Source organism: Stenotrophomonas sp. TWI809, assembly GCF_039673205.1.
Lineage (GTDB): Bacteria > Pseudomonadota > Gammaproteobacteria > Xanthomonadales > Xanthomonadaceae > Stenotrophomonas.
The window spans coordinates 82,093-99,125 of record NZ_JBDJLE010000010.1 but is presented as its reverse complement, the minus strand read 5'-3'; the positions used below and the strand labels follow the sequence as shown (position 1 = coordinate 99,125).

13 protein-coding genes are annotated in these 17,033 nt (G+C 68.2%); 11 read left to right on the top strand and 2 right to left on the bottom strand.

The window, feature by feature from the left end; genetic code table 11:
- Window positions 1-182: 182 nt before the first annotated feature.
- From pilG to ABE472_RS09965, 7 genes are all read left to right on the top strand, one after another.
- A complete protein-coding gene (gene pilG / locus ABE472_RS09995) occupies window positions 183-584 on the top strand; it encodes a twitching motility response regulator PilG (RefSeq protein ID WP_121039045.1) in 402 nt (133 codons plus the stop codon).
- Between the two features lie 18 nt (window positions 585-602).
- Window positions 603-965, top strand: a complete 363-nt coding sequence (locus ABE472_RS09990) for a response regulator (protein WP_123730426.1) — start codon at window positions 603-605, stop codon at window positions 963-965.
- A complete protein-coding gene (locus tag ABE472_RS09985) occupies window positions 965-1,495 on the top strand; it encodes a chemotaxis protein CheW (protein WP_088432919.1) in 531 nt (176 codons plus the stop codon). Before ABE472_RS09990 ends, ABE472_RS09985 begins: the two co-directional genes overlap by 1 nt.
- Window positions 1,496-1,538: 43 nt before the next feature.
- Complete coding sequence (locus ABE472_RS09980; RefSeq protein ID WP_346466107.1) at window positions 1,539-3,575, top strand: methyl-accepting chemotaxis protein; 2,037 nt, start codon at window positions 1,539-1,541, stop codon at window positions 3,573-3,575.
- A gap of 94 nt (window positions 3,576-3,669) precedes the next feature.
- Window positions 3,670-10,356 carry an Hpt domain-containing protein gene (locus ABE472_RS09975; RefSeq protein WP_346466106.1) on the top strand — a complete coding sequence of 2,229 codons (6,687 nt, stop codon included), beginning with the start codon at window positions 3,670-3,672 and terminating at the stop codon, window positions 10,354-10,356.
- Window positions 10,322-11,665 carry a chemotaxis protein CheB gene (locus ABE472_RS09970; RefSeq protein WP_346466105.1) on the top strand — a complete coding sequence of 448 codons (1,344 nt, stop codon included), beginning with the start codon at window positions 10,322-10,324 and terminating at the stop codon, window positions 11,663-11,665. The genes ABE472_RS09975 and ABE472_RS09970 overlap by 35 nt, the downstream gene beginning before the upstream one ends.
- A gap of 31 nt (window positions 11,666-11,696) precedes the next feature.
- On the top strand, window positions 11,697-12,170 hold the full coding sequence (locus ABE472_RS09965; RefSeq protein ID WP_121039036.1) for a chemotaxis protein CheW: 474 nt from the start codon (window positions 11,697-11,699) through the stop codon (window positions 12,168-12,170).
- A 159-nt stretch (window positions 12,171-12,329) separates the two neighbouring features.
- Here ABE472_RS09965 and ABE472_RS09960 read toward each other — a convergent pair whose 3' ends face one another.
- Entirely contained in the window at window positions 12,330-13,064 is a 735-nt protein-coding gene (locus tag ABE472_RS09960; RefSeq protein WP_346463268.1) for a 16S rRNA (uracil(1498)-N(3))-methyltransferase, read from the bottom strand.
- A complete protein-coding gene (gene bioA / locus ABE472_RS09955; protein ID WP_313219740.1) occupies window positions 13,055-14,446 on the bottom strand; it encodes an adenosylmethionine--8-amino-7-oxononanoate transaminase in 1,392 nt (463 codons plus the stop codon). Before bioA ends, ABE472_RS09960 begins: the two co-directional genes overlap by 10 nt.
- 50 nt (window positions 14,447-14,496) lie before the next feature.
- On the opposite strand from bioA, the gene nudE reads away from it, so the two are divergent.
- The 4 genes from nudE to ABE472_RS09935 are packed head-to-tail and all read left to right on the top strand — an operon-like array spanning window position 14,497 to window position 16,994.
- Complete coding sequence (gene nudE, locus ABE472_RS09950; RefSeq protein ID WP_121039027.1) at window positions 14,497-15,045, top strand: ADP compounds hydrolase NudE; 549 nt, start codon at window positions 14,497-14,499, stop codon at window positions 15,043-15,045.
- Entirely contained in the window at window positions 15,042-15,845 is an 804-nt protein-coding gene (cysQ, locus tag ABE472_RS09945) for a 3'(2'),5'-bisphosphate nucleotidase CysQ (RefSeq protein WP_121039024.1), read from the top strand. Before nudE ends, cysQ begins: the two co-directional genes overlap by 4 nt.
- A 16-nt stretch (window positions 15,846-15,861) precedes the next feature.
- Entirely contained in the window at window positions 15,862-16,674 is an 813-nt protein-coding gene (gene mazG / locus ABE472_RS09940) for a nucleoside triphosphate pyrophosphohydrolase (protein WP_313210499.1), read from the top strand.
- Window positions 16,671-16,994 carry a YnfA family protein gene (locus ABE472_RS09935; protein WP_313210501.1) on the top strand — a complete coding sequence of 108 codons (324 nt, stop codon included), beginning with the start codon at window positions 16,671-16,673 and terminating at the stop codon, window positions 16,992-16,994. Before mazG ends, ABE472_RS09935 begins: the two co-directional genes overlap by 4 nt.
- Window positions 16,995-17,033: the final 39 nt, after the last annotated feature.

Sequence of the window (17,033 nt, the reverse complement as noted above, 5' to 3'; positions counted from 1 at the left end):
AGTGTCCGGCCGGGTGGGCGCCGCCCCGGGTTTGCGCAAACGGCCCGGGCCGGGCGCCCGCCGGGCCGCTGGCACCGGGGCCGCGGTGGGTGTGCTTGAAGCGCGCGCCGGTATTGGGATATAGATACGCTTTCGCAGCGACGCCGGGGATCAGGCAAGCGTCGCGCGCTTGGGGAAAGGTAATGACTGAATACATGGCTGCGGGTGGGGAACTCGCAGGGCTGCGCGTGATGGTCATCGATGATTCGAAGACCATCCGCAGAACCGCGGAAACCCTGCTGAAGCGGGAAGGCTGCGAAGTGGTGACCGCGACCGATGGGTTCGAGGCATTGGCCAAGATCGCCGATCAACAGCCGCAGATCATCTTCGTGGACATCATGATGCCGCGGCTGGACGGGTATCAGACCTGTGCGCTGATCAAGGGCAACCAGCTGTTCAAGTCCACGCCGGTGATCATGCTGTCCTCCAAGGACGGCCTGTTCGACAAGGCGCGCGGCCGCATCGTCGGCTCGGAGCAGTACCTGACCAAGCCATTCACGCGTGAAGAACTGCTGGGTGCCATCCGCACATACGTCAACGCCTGACCAGGGGGGAAAGGCACAATGGCTCGAATCGTACTGATCGAGGATTCACCGACCGACCGTGCGGTGTTCACGCAGTGGTTGACCAAGGCCGGTCATGAAGTCCTGGAAGCGGACAACGCCGAGGACGGGCTCAAGCTCGTGCGCGAGCAGTCGCCGCAGCTGGTGCTGATGGACGTGGTCCTGCCGGGCATGAGTGGCTTCCAGGCGACCCGTGCGATGGCGCGCGACGCGGCCATCAAGCACATTCCGGTGGTCATCGTGAGCACCAAGGCGATGGAAACCGACAAGGCATGGGGGCTGCGCCAGGGGGCGGCCGACTACATCGTCAAGCCGCCGCGCGAGGAGGAACTGATCGCGCGGATCAACCAGTTGGTGGTCTGATGCGTTCTCCTTTCGACATCCTCCAGGCCTACGAGCGACGCAGCCTGGCCCATGCGGTGCAGCTGCCCGAGCGGCAGTTCTCGCAGGACCTGTGGCGAGGCGTCGGCTATCGCGTGGGCAAGCGCCGGCTGGTCTCGGATTTCCGCGAAGTGGTGGAAATCGTCCCGATGCCGCCGATCACCCCGGTGCCCGGCGCACAGCCGTGGCTGCTGGGCGTGGGAAACCTGCGCGGCAACCTGTTCCCGGTGGTGGACCTGAAGTTCTTCCTGGAAGGCGAGCGCACCGTGCAGCAGGAGGGTCAGCGCGTGCTGATCATGCGCCAGGCCGGCGGCGACGTGGCATTGACCATCGATGAACTGTTCGGCCAGCGCAGCTTCGAGCTGGACCAGGACATCGTCGCCGGCGATCTGGCCACCGGCCGCTATGCGCACTTCATCGACCGTGCGTTCCACGGCGATGGCCATGACTGGGGCGTGTTCTCGCTGTCGCTGCTGTCGCGTACCCCCGAATTCAGGCAGGCCGCGGCCTGACCGCAGGCGCCTGTCTCTCCGCATTGAAGATCGAGGTTGAACGATGAGTACTGCTTCGGAATCCGCCAAGGCCGGCAAGCTCGGCTCGGTGGGCACCAATTTCTGGCTCGGCCTGCTGGCCGTGTCGATGATCGTGTTCGGCGTCAACACCGGCGTGGCGACCTGGCAGGGCAGTCGCCTGGCCAGTGCGAGCACCGATGCGGCGAACCTGCAGGTGCTCTCGCAGCAGCTGGCCAACCAGGGCCGTGAGGCGGTCTCGGGCAACGCGCAGGCGTTCACCGCGTTCAAGCTGACCAAGAGCGACATCGAAAGCACCGTCAGTGGGCTGCAGGGCCGCTACGGCACCGAGACCAATGTCGCCGGGCCGCTGAACACGCTGATCCAGACCTGGGAGCCGCTCGGCAAGAGCGCCGGCCAGCTGGTCGCCAGCGAACCGGCCGTGCTGGCCCTGGCCGGCAACGCGAACAACCTCGTCAACGGCGTGCCCGCCCTGCAGGCACAGCTGAACGAAGTGGTCCGCGCGATGTCGGCCAGTGGCGCGCCGTCCTCGCAGGTCTACAACGCCCTGCAGCAGGTCGTGGTGGTCGGCTCGATGGCCCGCCGTGTGACAGAAATGCGCGCCGGTGGTGCCAATGCGGCTGCCGCGGGCGACGCGCTCGCCCGCGACTCGGTGGTCTTCACCCAGGTGCTCGATGCGCTGCGCAACGGCAACGAGGAACTGGGCATTGCCGCGGTCCGCAACGGTCCTGCGCTGGCCGCGCTGGAGCAGTCGCAGAAGCAGTGGGACACCATGAAGCAGGATGCCGACGCCATCCTGGCCAGCTCGCGCCAGCTGTTCGCCGCGCAGTCCTCGGCCGCGGCCCTCACCGGCGGTTCGGCAGACATGCTGCGCGACAGCAAGAAGCTGTTCGAAGCCTTCTCTTCGTTCGGCTCGCTGCGCGATACCCGCCTGTTCCCCAACTTCTGGCTGGGCGTGGCGTCGGGTGCGTTGTCGCTGATCGCCATCATCGGCTTCGTCGGCAGCACGGTGCGCAGCCGCTCGCGCGAACAGGAACTGCGGTACCAGACCCAGGTGGAATACAACAGCCGCAACCAGCAGGCCATCATGCGGCTACTGGACGAAATCAGCTCTCTGGGTGAAGGCGACCTGACGGTGAAGGCCTCGGTGACCGAGGACATGACCGGCGCCATCGCCGACGCCATCAACTACGCCGTGGATGAGCTGCGCCACCTGGTGACCACGATCAACGACACCTCGGCCAAGGTCGCCGTGTCGACCCAGGAAACCCAGGCTACCGCGATGCAGCTGGCCGAAGCGGCCGGCCACCAGGCCAACCAGATCACCTCGGCCTCCGACCGCATCGGCGAAATCGCCTCGAGCATCGAGCAGGTGTCGCGCAACTCGGCCGAGTCGGCCGACGTGGCGCAGCGCTCGGTGATCATCGCCGCCGAAGGTGCCGGCGTGGTGCGTGAAACGATCCAGGGCATGGACCAGATCCGCGACCAGATCCAGGAAACCTCCAAGCGCATCAAGCGCCTGGGCGAGTCCTCGCAGGAAATCGGCTCGATCGTGGAACTGATCAACGACATTTCCGAGCAGACCAATATCCTGGCGTTGAACGCCGCGGTACAGGCGGCTTCGGCCGGTGAGGCCGGTCGCGGTTTCGCGGTGGTGGCCGACGAAGTGCAGCGGCTGGCAGAGCGCACCTCCGGTGCAACCCGACGGATCGAAAACCTGGTGCAGGCCATTCAGGCCGATACCAACGAGGCGGTCAGCTCGATGGAGCAGACCACCGCCGAAGTGGTCTCCGGTGCACGCCTGGCCGAAGACGCCGGTACCGCGCTGACCGAAATCGAGCGCGTCTCCAACGCGTTGAACAACCTCATCAAGAACATCTCGATCGCTGCCCAGCAGCAGTCGGCCGCGGCATCGGACATCACCCGCACCATGGGCGTGATCCGTCAGATTACCGGCCAGACCTCGCAGGGCGCGGGACAGACCGCCGAGTCGATCGGCCACCTGGCACAGCTGGCGGCCGACCTGCGCCGCTCGGTCGCCGACTTCAAGCTGCCGGCGTGAGCCGCGGGCAGGGCGGAGAGGGAAGGAACAAGCAGATGATGCATCGCGAGAAATCACCGCACGCCATGTGCGCCGAGCTGCCGGGAGACCTGGCATGAGCACGCTGCGCGATGCCATGAGCCACGCTGCGCTGGGCTGGGTCAAGCCGGAGCTGGACGAGACCCTGCGCCAGGTGCGCAACGAGGTCGAGTACTACGTGGAAGACCCTGCCGATGGCAGCCGGATGCGCTTCTGCGCCGGCTACCTGCACCAGGTGCAGGGCACCCTGCGGATGGTCGAGCTGTATGCCCCGGCGATGGTGGCCGAGGAGCTGGAGCAGTTGGCCAATGCGATCGGTGCCGGTGAGGTGCCCGACCGTGATGAAGCCTGCGCCACGTTGATGCGTGGCAGCGTACTGCTGCCCGATTACCTGGAGCGCCTGCAGAACGGTCACCGCGATATTCCGATCGTGCTGCTGCCGCTGCTCAATGACATCCGGTCGGCCCGCGCCGCCCCGGGCATCAACGAGAGCGTGCTGTTCGCCTTCGCGCCGGACAGCGCGAGCGCCACCGAAGCCGAGCTGGATCACGCGCGCGGCAGCCTGAGCGGGCGCAACCGCGAACTGCTCGATACGGTCGGCAACGCGGTCAAGGAAGAACTGCTGCGCATCAAGGATGCGCTGGACCTGCACCTGCGTACCGGTGGCGAGCCGGTGCAGCTGCAGACCCAGGTCAACGAGCTGGGCGCGGTGGCCGATACGCTGGGCATGATGGGCCTGGGCGTGGCCCGCGGCGTGGTCGTACAGCAGCGCGATGCGCTGCGCGAAGTGGTCGAGGGCGTGCAGCAGATCGATGAAACGCTGCTGCTGGATATCGCCGGCGCGCTGCTTTACGTGGATGCCTCGCTGGATGACCAGGTCGCCCATCTGGGCGCCGGCGGCAGCGGCGAGGACGATCCGAGCGCGGTGGAGAACCGGCGCACGGTGGAGGTGCTGGCACATGAAGCCATCGCCAACTTCGCTGCGGCGCGCGAGCATTTCGTCGCCTTCATCGAAACCAACTGGAACCACCAGCAGCTGCAGGAAGTACCGCGCCTGCTCGGCGAGGTCGCCGGTGCCCTGCGCATGCTGGATCTGTCGGTTCCGGCCGATTACCTGCAGGGCGTGCGCCAGTACATCGCCGTTGAACTGCTCGGCAAGCAGCGCGTGCCCAGCGGGCGCCAGCTGGACACCCTGGCCGACGCCATGGCCAGCCTGGAGTATTACCTCGAGGCCCTGCGCGAACGTCGTCCGGGCCGCGATGACATTCTGGACATCACCCGCAGCAGCCTGGAAACCCTGCGTTACTGGCCGCTGCCGGCTGCCAACCAGCCGACCCCCGATACCGGACCGGAGTCGTTGCCGGTCGCGGCCGAACCCATCGAGCTCACCCCGTGGGACACGCCTGCACCCGAGCCGATCCAGCTCGGCGTCACCGCTGACATCCCGCGCCCGGCCAACCTGCCGCCGCCGCTGCCGGACTTCACCTTCGATCCGCCGCCGGCGATCACCGCCCCGCTGCCCACGGCACCCGTGGCGCTGGTGTTCGACGCCTCCACCGCCCCGGTCGCCGCCGATGCGCCGCAGTGGACACTGGCCAGCCATGACGATGTGGACGAACTGCCTACGTTTGCCCATTTCGATCCGGTCATTGCCGACGTGCCGGCCGGCGCCGGGTGGGACGTCGCGCCGCTGCCCTCCGTGCACGCCGATGCTGCGCACGATGAGGTGGATGTGGCGACGCCGGAGCGTGCGCCCGAGGTTTCCGACGTGTCGCTGGAGATGCCGGCCTTCGTGGCCACGGGCGCCGGCTTCGATCCGGTGGCCGCCGAGCACGAGATGCTGGAGCTGAGCGACGAGCCGATCGACTTCACCTTCGATGAGGACCTGCGCAACGCCGACGACGTGGTGTCGCTTCAGATCGATGACAGCGACACCGACACCGATAGCGTTGCCGCGCAGACGGCCGCGTCCAGCCCGTTCGCGCAGCGCGCGGTGGATGTGGATGCCCTGCCGACGTTCCTGCAGGAGATTCCGGTGGCCTCGGCGGACGACGGTGTCGCCGAGCCGATCGAGGCGTTCATCGATGGCGCCGACACGGTGCCGCAGGCCGCGGCAGATGCCGCGCTGCCGCCGCCCGCCGTGCAGGATGCGGTCATCCGCCGTATCGAACTGGACGACGCATCCACCCGCTTCCTGGCCGAACTGGACGCCGCCGCCGCGCAGTTCCGCCCGGAAGGCGCCGACACCGGTACCGTGTCGGCCGCGTCTGCACCGGCAAGCCCGGCAGTGGCCGTGGCCGCCGACGACACCAGCATCGAGGCCGGCTTCGAGGATGATGGCGAGAACATCGACCAGGACATCCGCGAGGTCTTCATCGAAGAGTTCGACGAAGAACTGGTGAACCTGGGCAACCTGCTCCCGGCCTGGCGCATCGCGCCGGACAACCTGGACCGCCTGCGCCCGATCCGCCGCGTGTTCCATACCCTCAAGGGCAGTGGCCGGCTGGTCGGTGCGCGTACCTTGGGCGAGTTCAGCTGGAAGATCGAGGGCATGCTCAACCGCGTGCTCGACGGCAGCCGTCCGGCCTCGCCGGCCGTGGTCGCCCTGGTCGGCCAGGCCTACGAGGTGCTGCCGCAGCTCAACGCCGCGCTGCGCGATGGCAGCCGTGTCACCGCCGATCTGCAGGCCATGCAGGCCATCGCCGATCGTGTGGCCGCGGGTGAGGAGACCTTCCATGTGCCGCTGCAGCGTGCGGCTGCAGCGCCCGTGGCGATGGCCGTGGACAGTGGGACGACTGACGCTGCGCCGATGATCGAGAGCACACCGGCCAATATCGACAGTGTGCTGCGCGAGATCCTGGAAGCCGAGGTCGAGGTCCATCAGGCCACGCTGCAGGCGTGGCTGGATGCTGCCACCGATGCACCGCAGCCAGTGACCGACGGGCTGCTGCGCGCCGTGCACACCATGAACGGCGCCTTCGCCATGACCGACGTGCCGGAGATCACGGCGGTCACCGGTGCGGCGGAAAGCTACATCAAGCGTTCCCTGGCCGCCGATGTACTGCCCAGCGCGGCAGGCATGGACGCGCTCGCCGAGACCTGCATCGCGATCACCACCACCATGGCGGCACTGCAGGACGAGGCGCCGCGGGTGCCCGTGCAGAACGCGTTGGCGGCCCGCCTGGTTGCCCTGGCCGATACGTTGCCGGAAGCGCGCTGGCCGGCACTGGTCGAAGACGATCTGGACCTTGTGGACGACGAACCGTACGCCGAGGCGACTGAAGCGGCAGATGCGGGAGCATTCAACGAAGCGACGGCAGCAGATGCCGTGGAAGCGGCTGCCATCGACGTGGATACGGTCGAGGGCAGGGCAGCAGACGCGGATACGGTTGAAGCGGTTGAAGCAGTCGAAGCCGTCGAAGCGGTTGAGGCCGTTGAGGCATACGACGTCGTCGAAGCAGCAGATGCGCACGACGCTACGGTTACCGACGAGCAGCAGGCCGGGATCGATGCCGATGGCCTGAGCGTGATCGAGCCCGGTCGCGCGGTCGCTGTGGCCGACGACGATGCCCTCATCGCCATGGAACTGACGGGCACGGACGACCTGTCCGCCTATTTTGATGCCGAGCTGCCGGACACCGCGCGCGAAGCAGATGCGCTGGCGTCGCCGGACGTCCCGGCCGACGCGGATCTGGCGTCTGTGCATGCAGGCCTGGAAGCCGTCGAGCTGACCTCGGCCGAGGATCTCTCACGTTACTTCGATCATTTCGCCGAGCCGGTCACGCCGGAACGTCCGGTCGACGTCGGCGCTGAAACCGCCTCCGCCTCCAACACGGATACGGACACGGACACGGACACGGACGCCAGGGCCGAAGCCGAAGGCGTCGCAGACACCGCGACCGACACCCGGTCCGGCGTGGAAGCGGCGACCGTGGACGTCGCCGACGGTCCGGCCGCTGATGTCGATGCCCATGCCCATGCCGTTGAGCAGGACAGCGACTATGCGGTCGCCGTCGATGACGCGGCCAACGACAGCGGGAGCGACACCGATCCGGACAGCGAGGAAGATGCGCACGCGCTGGATGAGGTCCTGCCGCCGCCGCCGGCCTTTGGCGAGGTGGTGGACGCCCAGCAGGCGGTGGATGACGGTTTGACCGTCGTCGATGCGCCGGATGCCTCCGATACCGGCGTGCTCGGTCTGGACGCCACGGATGAGAACACCGGCGAAGCCGATGCGTTCGCCGAGGCGATCGAGGCCACGGCGCCCGATGTCTCCGCCGACGCGGCCACCCCGGCGCGCTTCTTCGAACTGGAGGACGCACCCGCTGCAACCTTCACGACCGCCCCGGAAGCCGATGATGTCCGCCCCGTGGACGCCACCGACAGCGCCGACCTCGCGCCGGGCGATGCGCTCGATTTCACCCTGCTCGACCAGGAGCTGGTCGATATCTTCGTGGAAGAGGGCAAGGACCTGCTCGACCACTGCGATGGCCTGATCAGCGAACTGCGTGCCGCGCCCCAGGACCGCGACGTGATCGCCGGCCTGCAGCGCGACCTGCATACCCTCAAGGGGGGCGCGCGCATGGCCGGGATCAATCCGATCGGCGATCTTGGCCACGGCATTGAATCGCTGCTGGAAGCCGTCGCGGCCAACCGCACCGATATCGACCGCAGCGACGTGCATCTGCTGGAGCGCGGGTTTGATCGCCTGCACCAGCTGCTGACCCGGACCGGGCAGCACCGCACCGTGGCGATGCCCGACGACCTGATCGCCGCGTTCGAGCAGCGTACCCAGGGCCGTGTCGAGCCGGAACAGATCGAGACCACCGAGCCGCCGCTTGCGTCCGGCGATGCCAAGGTCGAGGCCGCCATCGCCGCGCTCGTGGCGGCGCCGCTGTCGGCACCGGTCCCGCTGGAAACCGTCAGCGAGGAAGATGGTCTGCCGCGGCCGCAGCAGGAACAGGTGCGCGTGCGCGCCGATCTGCTCGACCGCCTGGTCAACCACGCCGGTGAAGTAGCGATCTACCGTTCGCGTCTGGAGCAGCAGCTCGGTGCCTTCCGGGGCGCCATGGGCGAACTGGACCGTACCAATGCCCGTCTGCGCGATCAGCTGCGTCGCCTTGATCTGGAAACCGAAGCGCAGATCGTGGCGCGCTATCAGCGTGAGCAGGACCAGGCCGATCACAAATTCGACCCGCTGGAACTGGACCGCTTCTCCACGCTGCAGCAGCTCAGCCGCGCGCTGAACGAGTCCGCGGCTGACTTGGGCGGTCTGCAGGGCGTGCTGGACGATCTGTCGCGCCAGTACGACGTGCTGCTGCAACAGCAGTCGCGCGTCAGTTCGGAGCTGCAGGACGGCCTGATGCGCGCGCGCATGGTGCCGTTCGATGGTCTCGTGCCACGCCTGCGCCGGGTCGTGCGCCAGGCCGGCCAGGACACCGGCAAGCAGGTTCACGTCACCCTCGAAGGGACCCACGGCGAACTGGATCGCAACGTGCTCGACCGCATGGTCGCGCCGTTGGAACACATGCTGCGCAACTCGGTGGCGCATGGCCTGGAAACCCCGGAACAGCGCCGGGCCGCGGGCAAGCCGGAGGAGGGCGAAATCGCCATCCGCCTGCGTCGCGAAGGCTCGGAAATCGTGCTGGAAGTGGCCGACGATGGCGCCGGGCTGGACCGCGAGGCGATCCGTCGCCGCGCCGAACAGCGTGGCCTGATCGCCGCCGATGCCGTGCTCGGCGATGCCGAACTGGATGCGATGATCTTCTCGCCCGGCTTCAGCACCGCCGACCAGGTCAGCCAGCTGGCCGGCCGTGGCGTGGGCATGGACGTGGTCCACAACGAAGTGCGCCAGCTGGGTGGTTCGGTGGACATCCACTCGGTCAGCGGCCAGGGCGTTACCTTCACCCTGCGCCTGCCGCAGACGTTGGCGGTCACCCAGGCGGTGTTCGTGCAGATCGGCGAGACCACCTTTGCCGTGCCGGTGGCCTCGGTCAGTGGTATCGGCCGGATCTCGCGCGAGCGCTTTGAAACCGCCAACGGCGGCTACCACTACGGTGGCGAAGAATTCGCGTTGCATGATCTGGGGACGCTGATCGGCCAGGCCCAGGCCCGCGCCGAAGGCCAGGCCCAGGTGCCGCTGCTGCTGGTCCGCGCTGGCGACCTGCGCGTGGCCGTGGCGATCGACCAGGTGCTGGGCAACCGCGAAATCGTGGTCAAGCCGGTCGGCCTGCAGATCGCTTCGGTGCCGGGCATCTACGGTGCGACGATCACCGGCGATGGCCGCGTGGTGGTGATCCTGGACGTGGCCCCGCTGGTGCGCCGCTACCTGGCCAACCCGCACAAGCCGATCACCGCCGCAGCCAAGGTCAGTGATCGCGATGTACCCCTGGTGATGGTGGTCGACGATTCGCTGACCATGCGCAAGGTCACCGGCCGCATCCTGGAGCGCCACAACTTCGAGGTCACGGTCGCCCGTGACGGTATCGAAGCTCTGGAGCGCCTGGATGAGCGCGTGCCCGACCTGATGCTGCTGGATATCGAAATGCCGCGCATGGACGGTTACGAGCTGGCCAGCGTCATGCGCGCCGACCCGCGCTACCAGGGTGTGCCGATCGTGATGATCACCTCGCGCAGCGGCGACAAGCACCGTCAACGCGCCTTTGAACTCGGTGTCCAGCGCTACCTGGGCAAGCCGTACCAGGAACTGGATCTGATGCGCAACGTGTATGACCTGCTGGGGATCGCCCGTGCACGCGAGTGATGCCCATCCCCTGTTGACGGTGGCCCTGCTGGCCCGTTCCGGCCCGGTACGCGACCGCCTGCGCGAAGCGCTCGACCATGCCGGCGCCCGCGTGGTGCTGGAGGACGACCCCAACACGCTCGACCTGCAGGTCCTGCGTGATGCCGATCCCGGTGCGGTCCTGATCGCGCTGGAACCGGCAATCGAAGACGCTCTGGAGCGGTTGGATCCGGTGCTGGGTTCGCCGTCATTGACCCTGATCTTCGACGAAGCCGAGCTGGCTGCACGCCGCGACGGCTGGGAAGCGCAGCGCTGGGCACGGCATCTGGTGGCCAAGCTGCACGGCCATCAGGACGTGCTGCCGCCGGGTTCGGAACAGGACCAGCAGCTGCAGCCCGAACCGGGTCTGCCGGTCACCCCGGCGCAGCTGCATGCCGACGCACCGCTGGCGTTCCATCTGCGCGAAGCCGAGGATGCGGCCGCCGAGGTGCCGGCCGATGGCCTGTACCAGGCGCCGGCGGAGTTGCACGAGCCGGTGTCGCTGGAAGAGGCGCTGGCGGCGCTGCAGCCGGTGGCGCCCGAGCCGATCGCACCGGCGATTCCACCGATTCCGGCCTCGGCACCACCCGCCGCGGCCGCTGCCGTATCGATCGGCGATCACCGCCGGTGGTCGCTGGTGGACGATGACGGTGCTGTTGCGGCGCCCCCGTCGATCAGCGACACGGCGCCGGCACCGGAGCGCTTCGACATCGAACGTCTGTCACTGGTCGAGCTCGAACCCGAGGCCGGTTCCGCCGGTGGCTGCGCGGGCGCGGTGCTGGTCCTGGCCGGCATCGGCGGGCCGGATGCGCTGCGCCGCCTGCTGGCCGCGCTGCCCGAATCGCTGAACACCGCCGTCCTGGTGCATATGCGCCTGGACGGCGGCCGCTACGGCAATCTGGTCAAGCAGATGGCACGGGTGTCCGCACTGCCGGTGCTGCTGGCCGAGGACGCCCAGCCCGTTGAAGCCGGCCAGGCCTACATCCTGCCCGACGACATCGGCATCGCCGTGCGGCAGGGCAGCCTGCAGTTCATCGCCGACACCGCCGGCATCCAGATCGAGGCATTGCCGGCCGCGCACAGCGGCGTGGTCCTGCTCAGCGGCGCGGACGCCGCCCAGGTGGACGCCGTGCTCGCCCTGGCCGCCGCCGGTGCCTGGGTGGCCGGTCAGATCGGCGAAGGCTGCTATGACCCGACCGCGGCCAGTGCGGTGGTTGCTGCCGGGCAGGACGCCGGGGAACCGCCGCAGTTGGCCGCCACCATCGCCGCACGCTGGGGCGTGGACGCCTGAGTGGCGCCGACGCACCTTTGAAGGAAGACCCATGAGCTACGCCAGCAACGACGAAATCCGCGGTGTCCTGATCCAGGCCGGGCACGAACGCGTGCTGCTGCCCAACGCCACCGTGGCCGAAATGATGTCCAAGGTGCCGGTCGAAACCGTTCCCGATGCGCCGGCCTGGCTGGTCGGGCAGATCGCCTGGCACGGCTGGGACGTGCCGTTGCTGTCCTTCGCCCGGTTGTCCGGGCAGGGTGACGAGCCGGTGGTGGCCAACAACAAGGTTGTCGTGCTCAAGGCGCTGGGCGGCAATCCGCGCCGGCCCTACTTCGCGCTGCTGACCCAGACCTTCCCGCAGCTGATCGCGGTGCCGCGCGACGGGCTGTTGGCCGACGCCTCCGAGGAAACCCTGCCGCAGGGCGTGCACATGCGCGTGCTGCTGGGCGAACAGAGCGCGCTGCTGCCGGACCTGGACGCGCTGGAAGCGGCGCTGGACGAATCCTTCCCCGTGGCGGGGTGAGGTTGCGCATTCGCGAAACCTCCCCGCGATTTGCTTCGCAAACCGCGGGCCCCCCGCGTCACAATCTCCCAGATCCACGCGCCTGCCGGCGCGCCCCCTTGACTCAAGGGGGCCATGGCTCCAGATGAATCAAGGGGGCAGAAGGAACAACGTTGTTTTTCAGCCCAGATCGCCCAACCGTGCCTGCACGGCAGCGATCGCCGCCAAGCCTGCGGTCTCGGTGCGCAGCACGCGCGGGCCCAGCTGCAAGCCCTGGAAGCCCGCCGCGGCCAGCGCCTGGCGGTCGCGCGGCGACCAGCCGCCTTCCGGGCCGATCGCGATCACCACCCCGCCCGGTGCGGCCGAGAGCGTCGACAAGCGATGCTCGCCCTGTGGATCCAGGGTCAATTTCAATGCCTCGGCCGGGACCGCGTTGGCGGCGTCCTGCAGCGAGCGCGGCGCGGCCACGGTCGGCACGCGGGCGCGGCCGGATTGGCCACAGGCCGAGACCACCACACTGCGCCAGTGCGCCAGTCGCTTCTCGGCACGCGCTGCATCCAGCTTCACTTCGGTGCGTTCGGCGTTGACCGGCACGAAGGCCTGCACCCCGAGTTCGGTCGCCTTCTGCAGGATCAGGTCCATCTTTTCCCCGCGGGCAATGCCCTGCAGCAGGGTGATGTGCAAGGGCGATTCGTTGTCCAGCGCGGTGGCCGCCTCGATCCGTACCTGCGCATCGCGCTTGCCGACAGTCACCAGGGTGGCGCTGTAGTCCTGGCCATCGCCGTTGAACAACACGCAGCCATCGCCTTCGCGCAGGCGCATCACGCGCACCAGATGGTTGGCGGCGTCTTCGGGCAGTGCCAGTGTTTGTCCGACCGCCAGCGGATGGTCGATATGGCTGCGGGTCACGCGCATGCGATGGCCTCGTCGATGGCGGCGAGGGTGGTCAGGGCAAGCAGGTCCAAGTGTTCATCCTCAACGCAGTACGGCGGCATCCAATACAGCACATTGCCCAGTGGGCGCAGCACCACGCCGCGTTTGAGCGCCGCTTTATAAGCATGCAGCCCGATCCGGGCCTCGGCCGGGAATGGCGTGCGTTTGTCGCCGTTGCGGGTCAGCTCGAAGGCCACCACCATCCCGGCCTGGCGTACATCGGCGACATGCGCGTGGTCGGCGAACGGTGCGGCCAGGGTGCGCATCACCTCGGCAGTGCTGCGGTTGCGTGCAATCACGTCTTCGTCGGCGAAAATATCCAGGGTCGCCAGCGCGGCGGCGCAGGCCAGCGGATTGCCGGTGTAGCTGTGCGAATGCAGGAAGGCGCGCTCGCGTGAATCATCCAGGAAGGCGTCGTACAGCGCCTGGGTCGCCAGCACCGCCGACAGCGGCAGGAAACCGCCGGTCAGGCCCTTGGACAGGCACAGCAGGTCCGGCATCACCCCGGCCTGCTCACAGGCGAACATCGTGCCGGTGCGGCCGAAGCCGGTGGCGATCTCATCGGCGATCAGGAAGGCACCATTGGCATCGCACAGCGCGCGCGCACGCTGCAGATAGACCGGGTCGTACATGCGCATGCCCCCGGCGCACTGCAGGCGCGGTTCCAGGATCACCGCGCAGATTTCGCCCGGGTGCTGGTCGAACAGCGTGGCCAGTGCATCGGCCGCCTGGTGCGCGCGCTGGGCGGCACTCTGGCCCGGTTCGGCCAGGTAGGCGTCGGGCGACGGGGCGAACAGCGCCTCGGTCAGCAGCGGCGCATACACGCGCCGATACAGCGGGATATCGCCGACGGACAGCGCCCCCAGGGTTTCGCCGTGATAGCCGTTCTCCAGCGCGACGAACCGGGTGCGGTGGTTCTCGCCACGGTTGCGGAAATAGTGGAACGCCATCTTCAGCGCCACTTCCACCCCGGCCGAGCCGTTGTCGGCATAGAACACCTTGGCCAGCGGGTCGCGCCCGGCCTGGCGGGGGGCGATCGCCAGCAGGCGCTCGGCCAGCCGTACCGCCGGCTCATGACTGAAGCCGGCCAGCATCACCTGTTCCAGCTGGGTGGCCTGCTGGGCAATGGCCGCACCGATGCGCGGTTGCGCATGGCCGAACAGATTGGTCCACCAACTGCTCACCGCATCCAGATAGCGATGGCCGTCATGGTCGATCAGCCACGGGCCTTCGCCGCGGGCGATCGGCAGCAGGGGCAGGGTGTCGGGATGCTCACGCATCTGGGTGCACGGGTGCCACAGCACGGCCAGATCGCGTTGCCGCCACTGATCGGCCAGCGTGAGGGGGGCTGGGTCTGCTAGCATTTCGGGCTCATGAACACGTCTTCACCAGTACCCATTCTAGAGATGCTCGCATGAGCCGTCGCCTGCCCATCATCCACCAGATCACGGACGAGGAAAGCGGGCCGTTCCAGCGCCAGCATCTGGATCTGGAGTTTTCCAATGGCGAACGCCGCCGCTTCGAGCGGCTGGTGACCCGCGGTCACGGCGCGGTGGTGGTGGTGCCGATGCTCGATGACGAGACCGTGCTGCTGGTGCGTGAATACGCCGCCGGCATGCACCGGTATGAGCTGGGGCTGGTGAAAGGCCGCATCGATGCCGGCGAAACCCCCGAGCAGGCCGCCGACCGTGAGTTGAAGGAAGAGGCCGGTTACGGCGCCCGCCGGGTCGACGTGCTGCGCGCGATGACTTTGGCCCCCACCTATATGAGCCACCAGTCCTGGCTGGTGGTGGCGCGGGATCTGTACCCCGAGCGCCTGGTCGGTGATGAACCGGAGGAGCTGGAGGTCGTGCCGTGGAAGCTGGCCGATCTGGACCAGTTGATGCTGCGCGAGGATTTCTCCGAAGGCCGATCGCTGGCGGCGCTGTTCATCGCACGCGAGTGGCTGGGGCGGAAGGAATGATCAAACTCACGACGGATCTGCGCGAAACCGTCATCGCCATCGCCCAGGACGCGGCCGCCGCCATCATGGCGGTGTATGCCACGCCGTTCGATGTGGAAATCAAATCCGACCACAGCCCGGTCACGGCAGCCGATCTCGGCGCCAACCAGGTGATCGAGCGTGGGCTGGCCCAGCTCACCCCGGAGCTGCCGATCCTCTCCGAAGAATCGGCGCAGGTGCCGTGGGAGATCCGCCAGCACTGGGGCGCCTACTGGCTGGTCGATCCGCTGGATGGCACCCGCGAATTCGTCAAACGCAACGACGAGTTCAGCGTCAACATCGCACTGATCTACCAGGGCGCGCCGGCGTTCGGCGTGGTGCTCGCCCCGGCCACCGGCCAGATCTGGCATGCGATGCGCGGCGAACTCGCCTACCGCCGCGACGGCATGCGCGATTCGGTGCTGCGCACCCGTACGCCCGCTTCGGCCCCGCTGCGGGTAGCCGCCAGCCGCTCGCACCGCAGCGAGCAGACGCAGGCGCTGCTGGATCGCATGGGCGATATCGAGGTGCTCGCACAGGGGTCCTCGCTCAAGTTCTGCCGCCTGGCCGAAGGCACGCTGGACGTGTACCCGCGGCTGGGGCCGACCTCCGAGTGGGATACCGCCGCCGGGCAGTGCGTGCTGCACGCCGCCGGGGGCGCGGTGCTCTCGGCCGAGACCGGCAAGCCGTTCCGCTACAACCGCCGCGAGAGCCTCTTGAACGGCGACTTCATCGCGCTGGGCGATACCCGCCTGCCGTGGCGCGCGTGGCTGCCCGCCTGACCTGACTGGAGCAACGATGCCTGCCACCCCCGAACTGGACCGCCTGCTGGGCATCATGGCGCGCCTGCGCGACCCGCTGCAGGGCTGCCCCTGGGACCTGCAGCAGGACTTCGCCAGCATCGCGCCGTACACCATCGAAGAAGCCTACGAGGTCGCCGATGCGATCGACCGTGGCGATCTGGATGACCTCAAGGATGAGCTCGGCGACCTGCTGCTGCAGGTGGTCTTCCACGCGCAGATGGCGCAGGAGCAGGGGGCGTTCGGGTTTGCCGACGTCGCCCGCGCGATCAGCGACAAGATGGAGCGTCGCCATCCGCACGTGTTCGCCCAGGTCCAGGTGGACGGGGCCGAGGACGTCAACAGCAACTGGGAGGCGATCAAACGCGCCGAGCGCGTTGCCAAGGGCCACACCGATACCTCGGCGCTGGCCGGCATCTCGCGTGGCCTGCCGGAGTGGCAGCGGGCGGTGAAGCTGCAGGCACGCGCGGCACGGGTCGGGTTCGACTGGCCGGGCCCGGCGCCGGTGATGGACAAGGTGCGCGAAGAACTGGACGAAGTCGCCGCGGAATTCGCGCGTGGCCCGGTCGAGGAAAATCACGCGCGCCTGCAGGAGGAGCTGGGCGATCTGCTGTTCGTCTGCGCCAACCTGGCCCGCCACGCCAAGGTCGATGTGGGCGCTGCGCTGCGTCTGGCCAACCACAAATTCGAACGACGCTTCCGCGCGATGGAGGCCCAGGCCGATGCAGCGGGGCAGTCCATGGCCGCGCTGGATCTGGAGGCGCAGGAGGCGCTCTGGCAGCAGGCCAAGGCGGACGAGCCCGCCGCGTGAAGACGCTGCTGCTGTTCGTGCTGACCGCCGTGGCCGAAATTGTCGGCTGTTACCTGCCGTGGCTGTGGCTGCGCAAGGACGGCAGTGCGTGGCTGCTGCTGCCGGCGGCCGTCAGCCTGGCGCTGTTCGCCTGGCTGCTGACCCTGCACCCGACCGCCAGCGGGCGCGTCTACGCCGCCTACGGCGGGGTCTATATCGGCACCGCGCTGATGTGGCTGTGGCTGGTGGATGGCATCCGCCCCAGCCGCTGGGACCTGCTCGGCGTCGGCCTGTGCCTGGCCGGCATGATGGTCATCATGTTCGCCCCGCGCACCGCCTGAACCTGGTTGACGGCCCGCCAGGGCACTTCCCGATGCCGG

Excerpts from the sequence above, each read along its gene's own strand:
- ABE472_RS09970 (WP_346466105.1), top strand. The coding sequence starts at position 10,322 with ATGACCTGCTGGGGATCGCCCGTGCACGCGAGTGATGCCCATCCCCTG.
- pilG (WP_121039045.1), top strand. The coding sequence starts at position 183 with ATGACTGAATACATGGCTGCGGGTGGGGAACTCGCAGGGCTGCGCGTG.
- mazG (WP_313210499.1), top strand. The coding sequence starts at position 15,862 with ATGCCTGCCACCCCCGAACTGGACCGCCTGCTGGGCATCATGGCGCGC.
- ABE472_RS09965 (WP_121039036.1), top strand. The coding sequence starts at position 11,697 with ATGAGCTACGCCAGCAACGACGAAATCCGCGGTGTCCTGATCCAGGCC.
- ABE472_RS09990 (WP_123730426.1), top strand. The coding sequence starts at position 603 with ATGGCTCGAATCGTACTGATCGAGGATTCACCGACCGACCGTGCGGTG.
- cysQ (WP_121039024.1), top strand. The coding sequence starts at position 15,042 with ATGATCAAACTCACGACGGATCTGCGCGAAACCGTCATCGCCATCGCC.
- bioA (WP_313219740.1), bottom strand. The coding sequence starts at position 14,446 with ATGCTAGCAGACCCAGCCCCCCTCACGCTGGCCGATCAGTGGCGGCAA.
- ABE472_RS09985 (WP_088432919.1), top strand. The coding sequence starts at position 965 with ATGCGTTCTCCTTTCGACATCCTCCAGGCCTACGAGCGACGCAGCCTG.
- ABE472_RS09975 (WP_346466106.1), top strand. The coding sequence starts at position 3,670 with ATGAGCACGCTGCGCGATGCCATGAGCCACGCTGCGCTGGGCTGGGTC.
- nudE (WP_121039027.1), top strand. The coding sequence starts at position 14,497 with ATGAGCCGTCGCCTGCCCATCATCCACCAGATCACGGACGAGGAAAGC.
- ABE472_RS09960 (WP_346463268.1), bottom strand. The coding sequence starts at position 13,064 with ATGCGCGTGACCCGCAGCCATATCGACCATCCGCTGGCGGTCGGACAA.
- ABE472_RS09980 (WP_346466107.1), top strand. The coding sequence starts at position 1,539 with ATGAGTACTGCTTCGGAATCCGCCAAGGCCGGCAAGCTCGGCTCGGTG.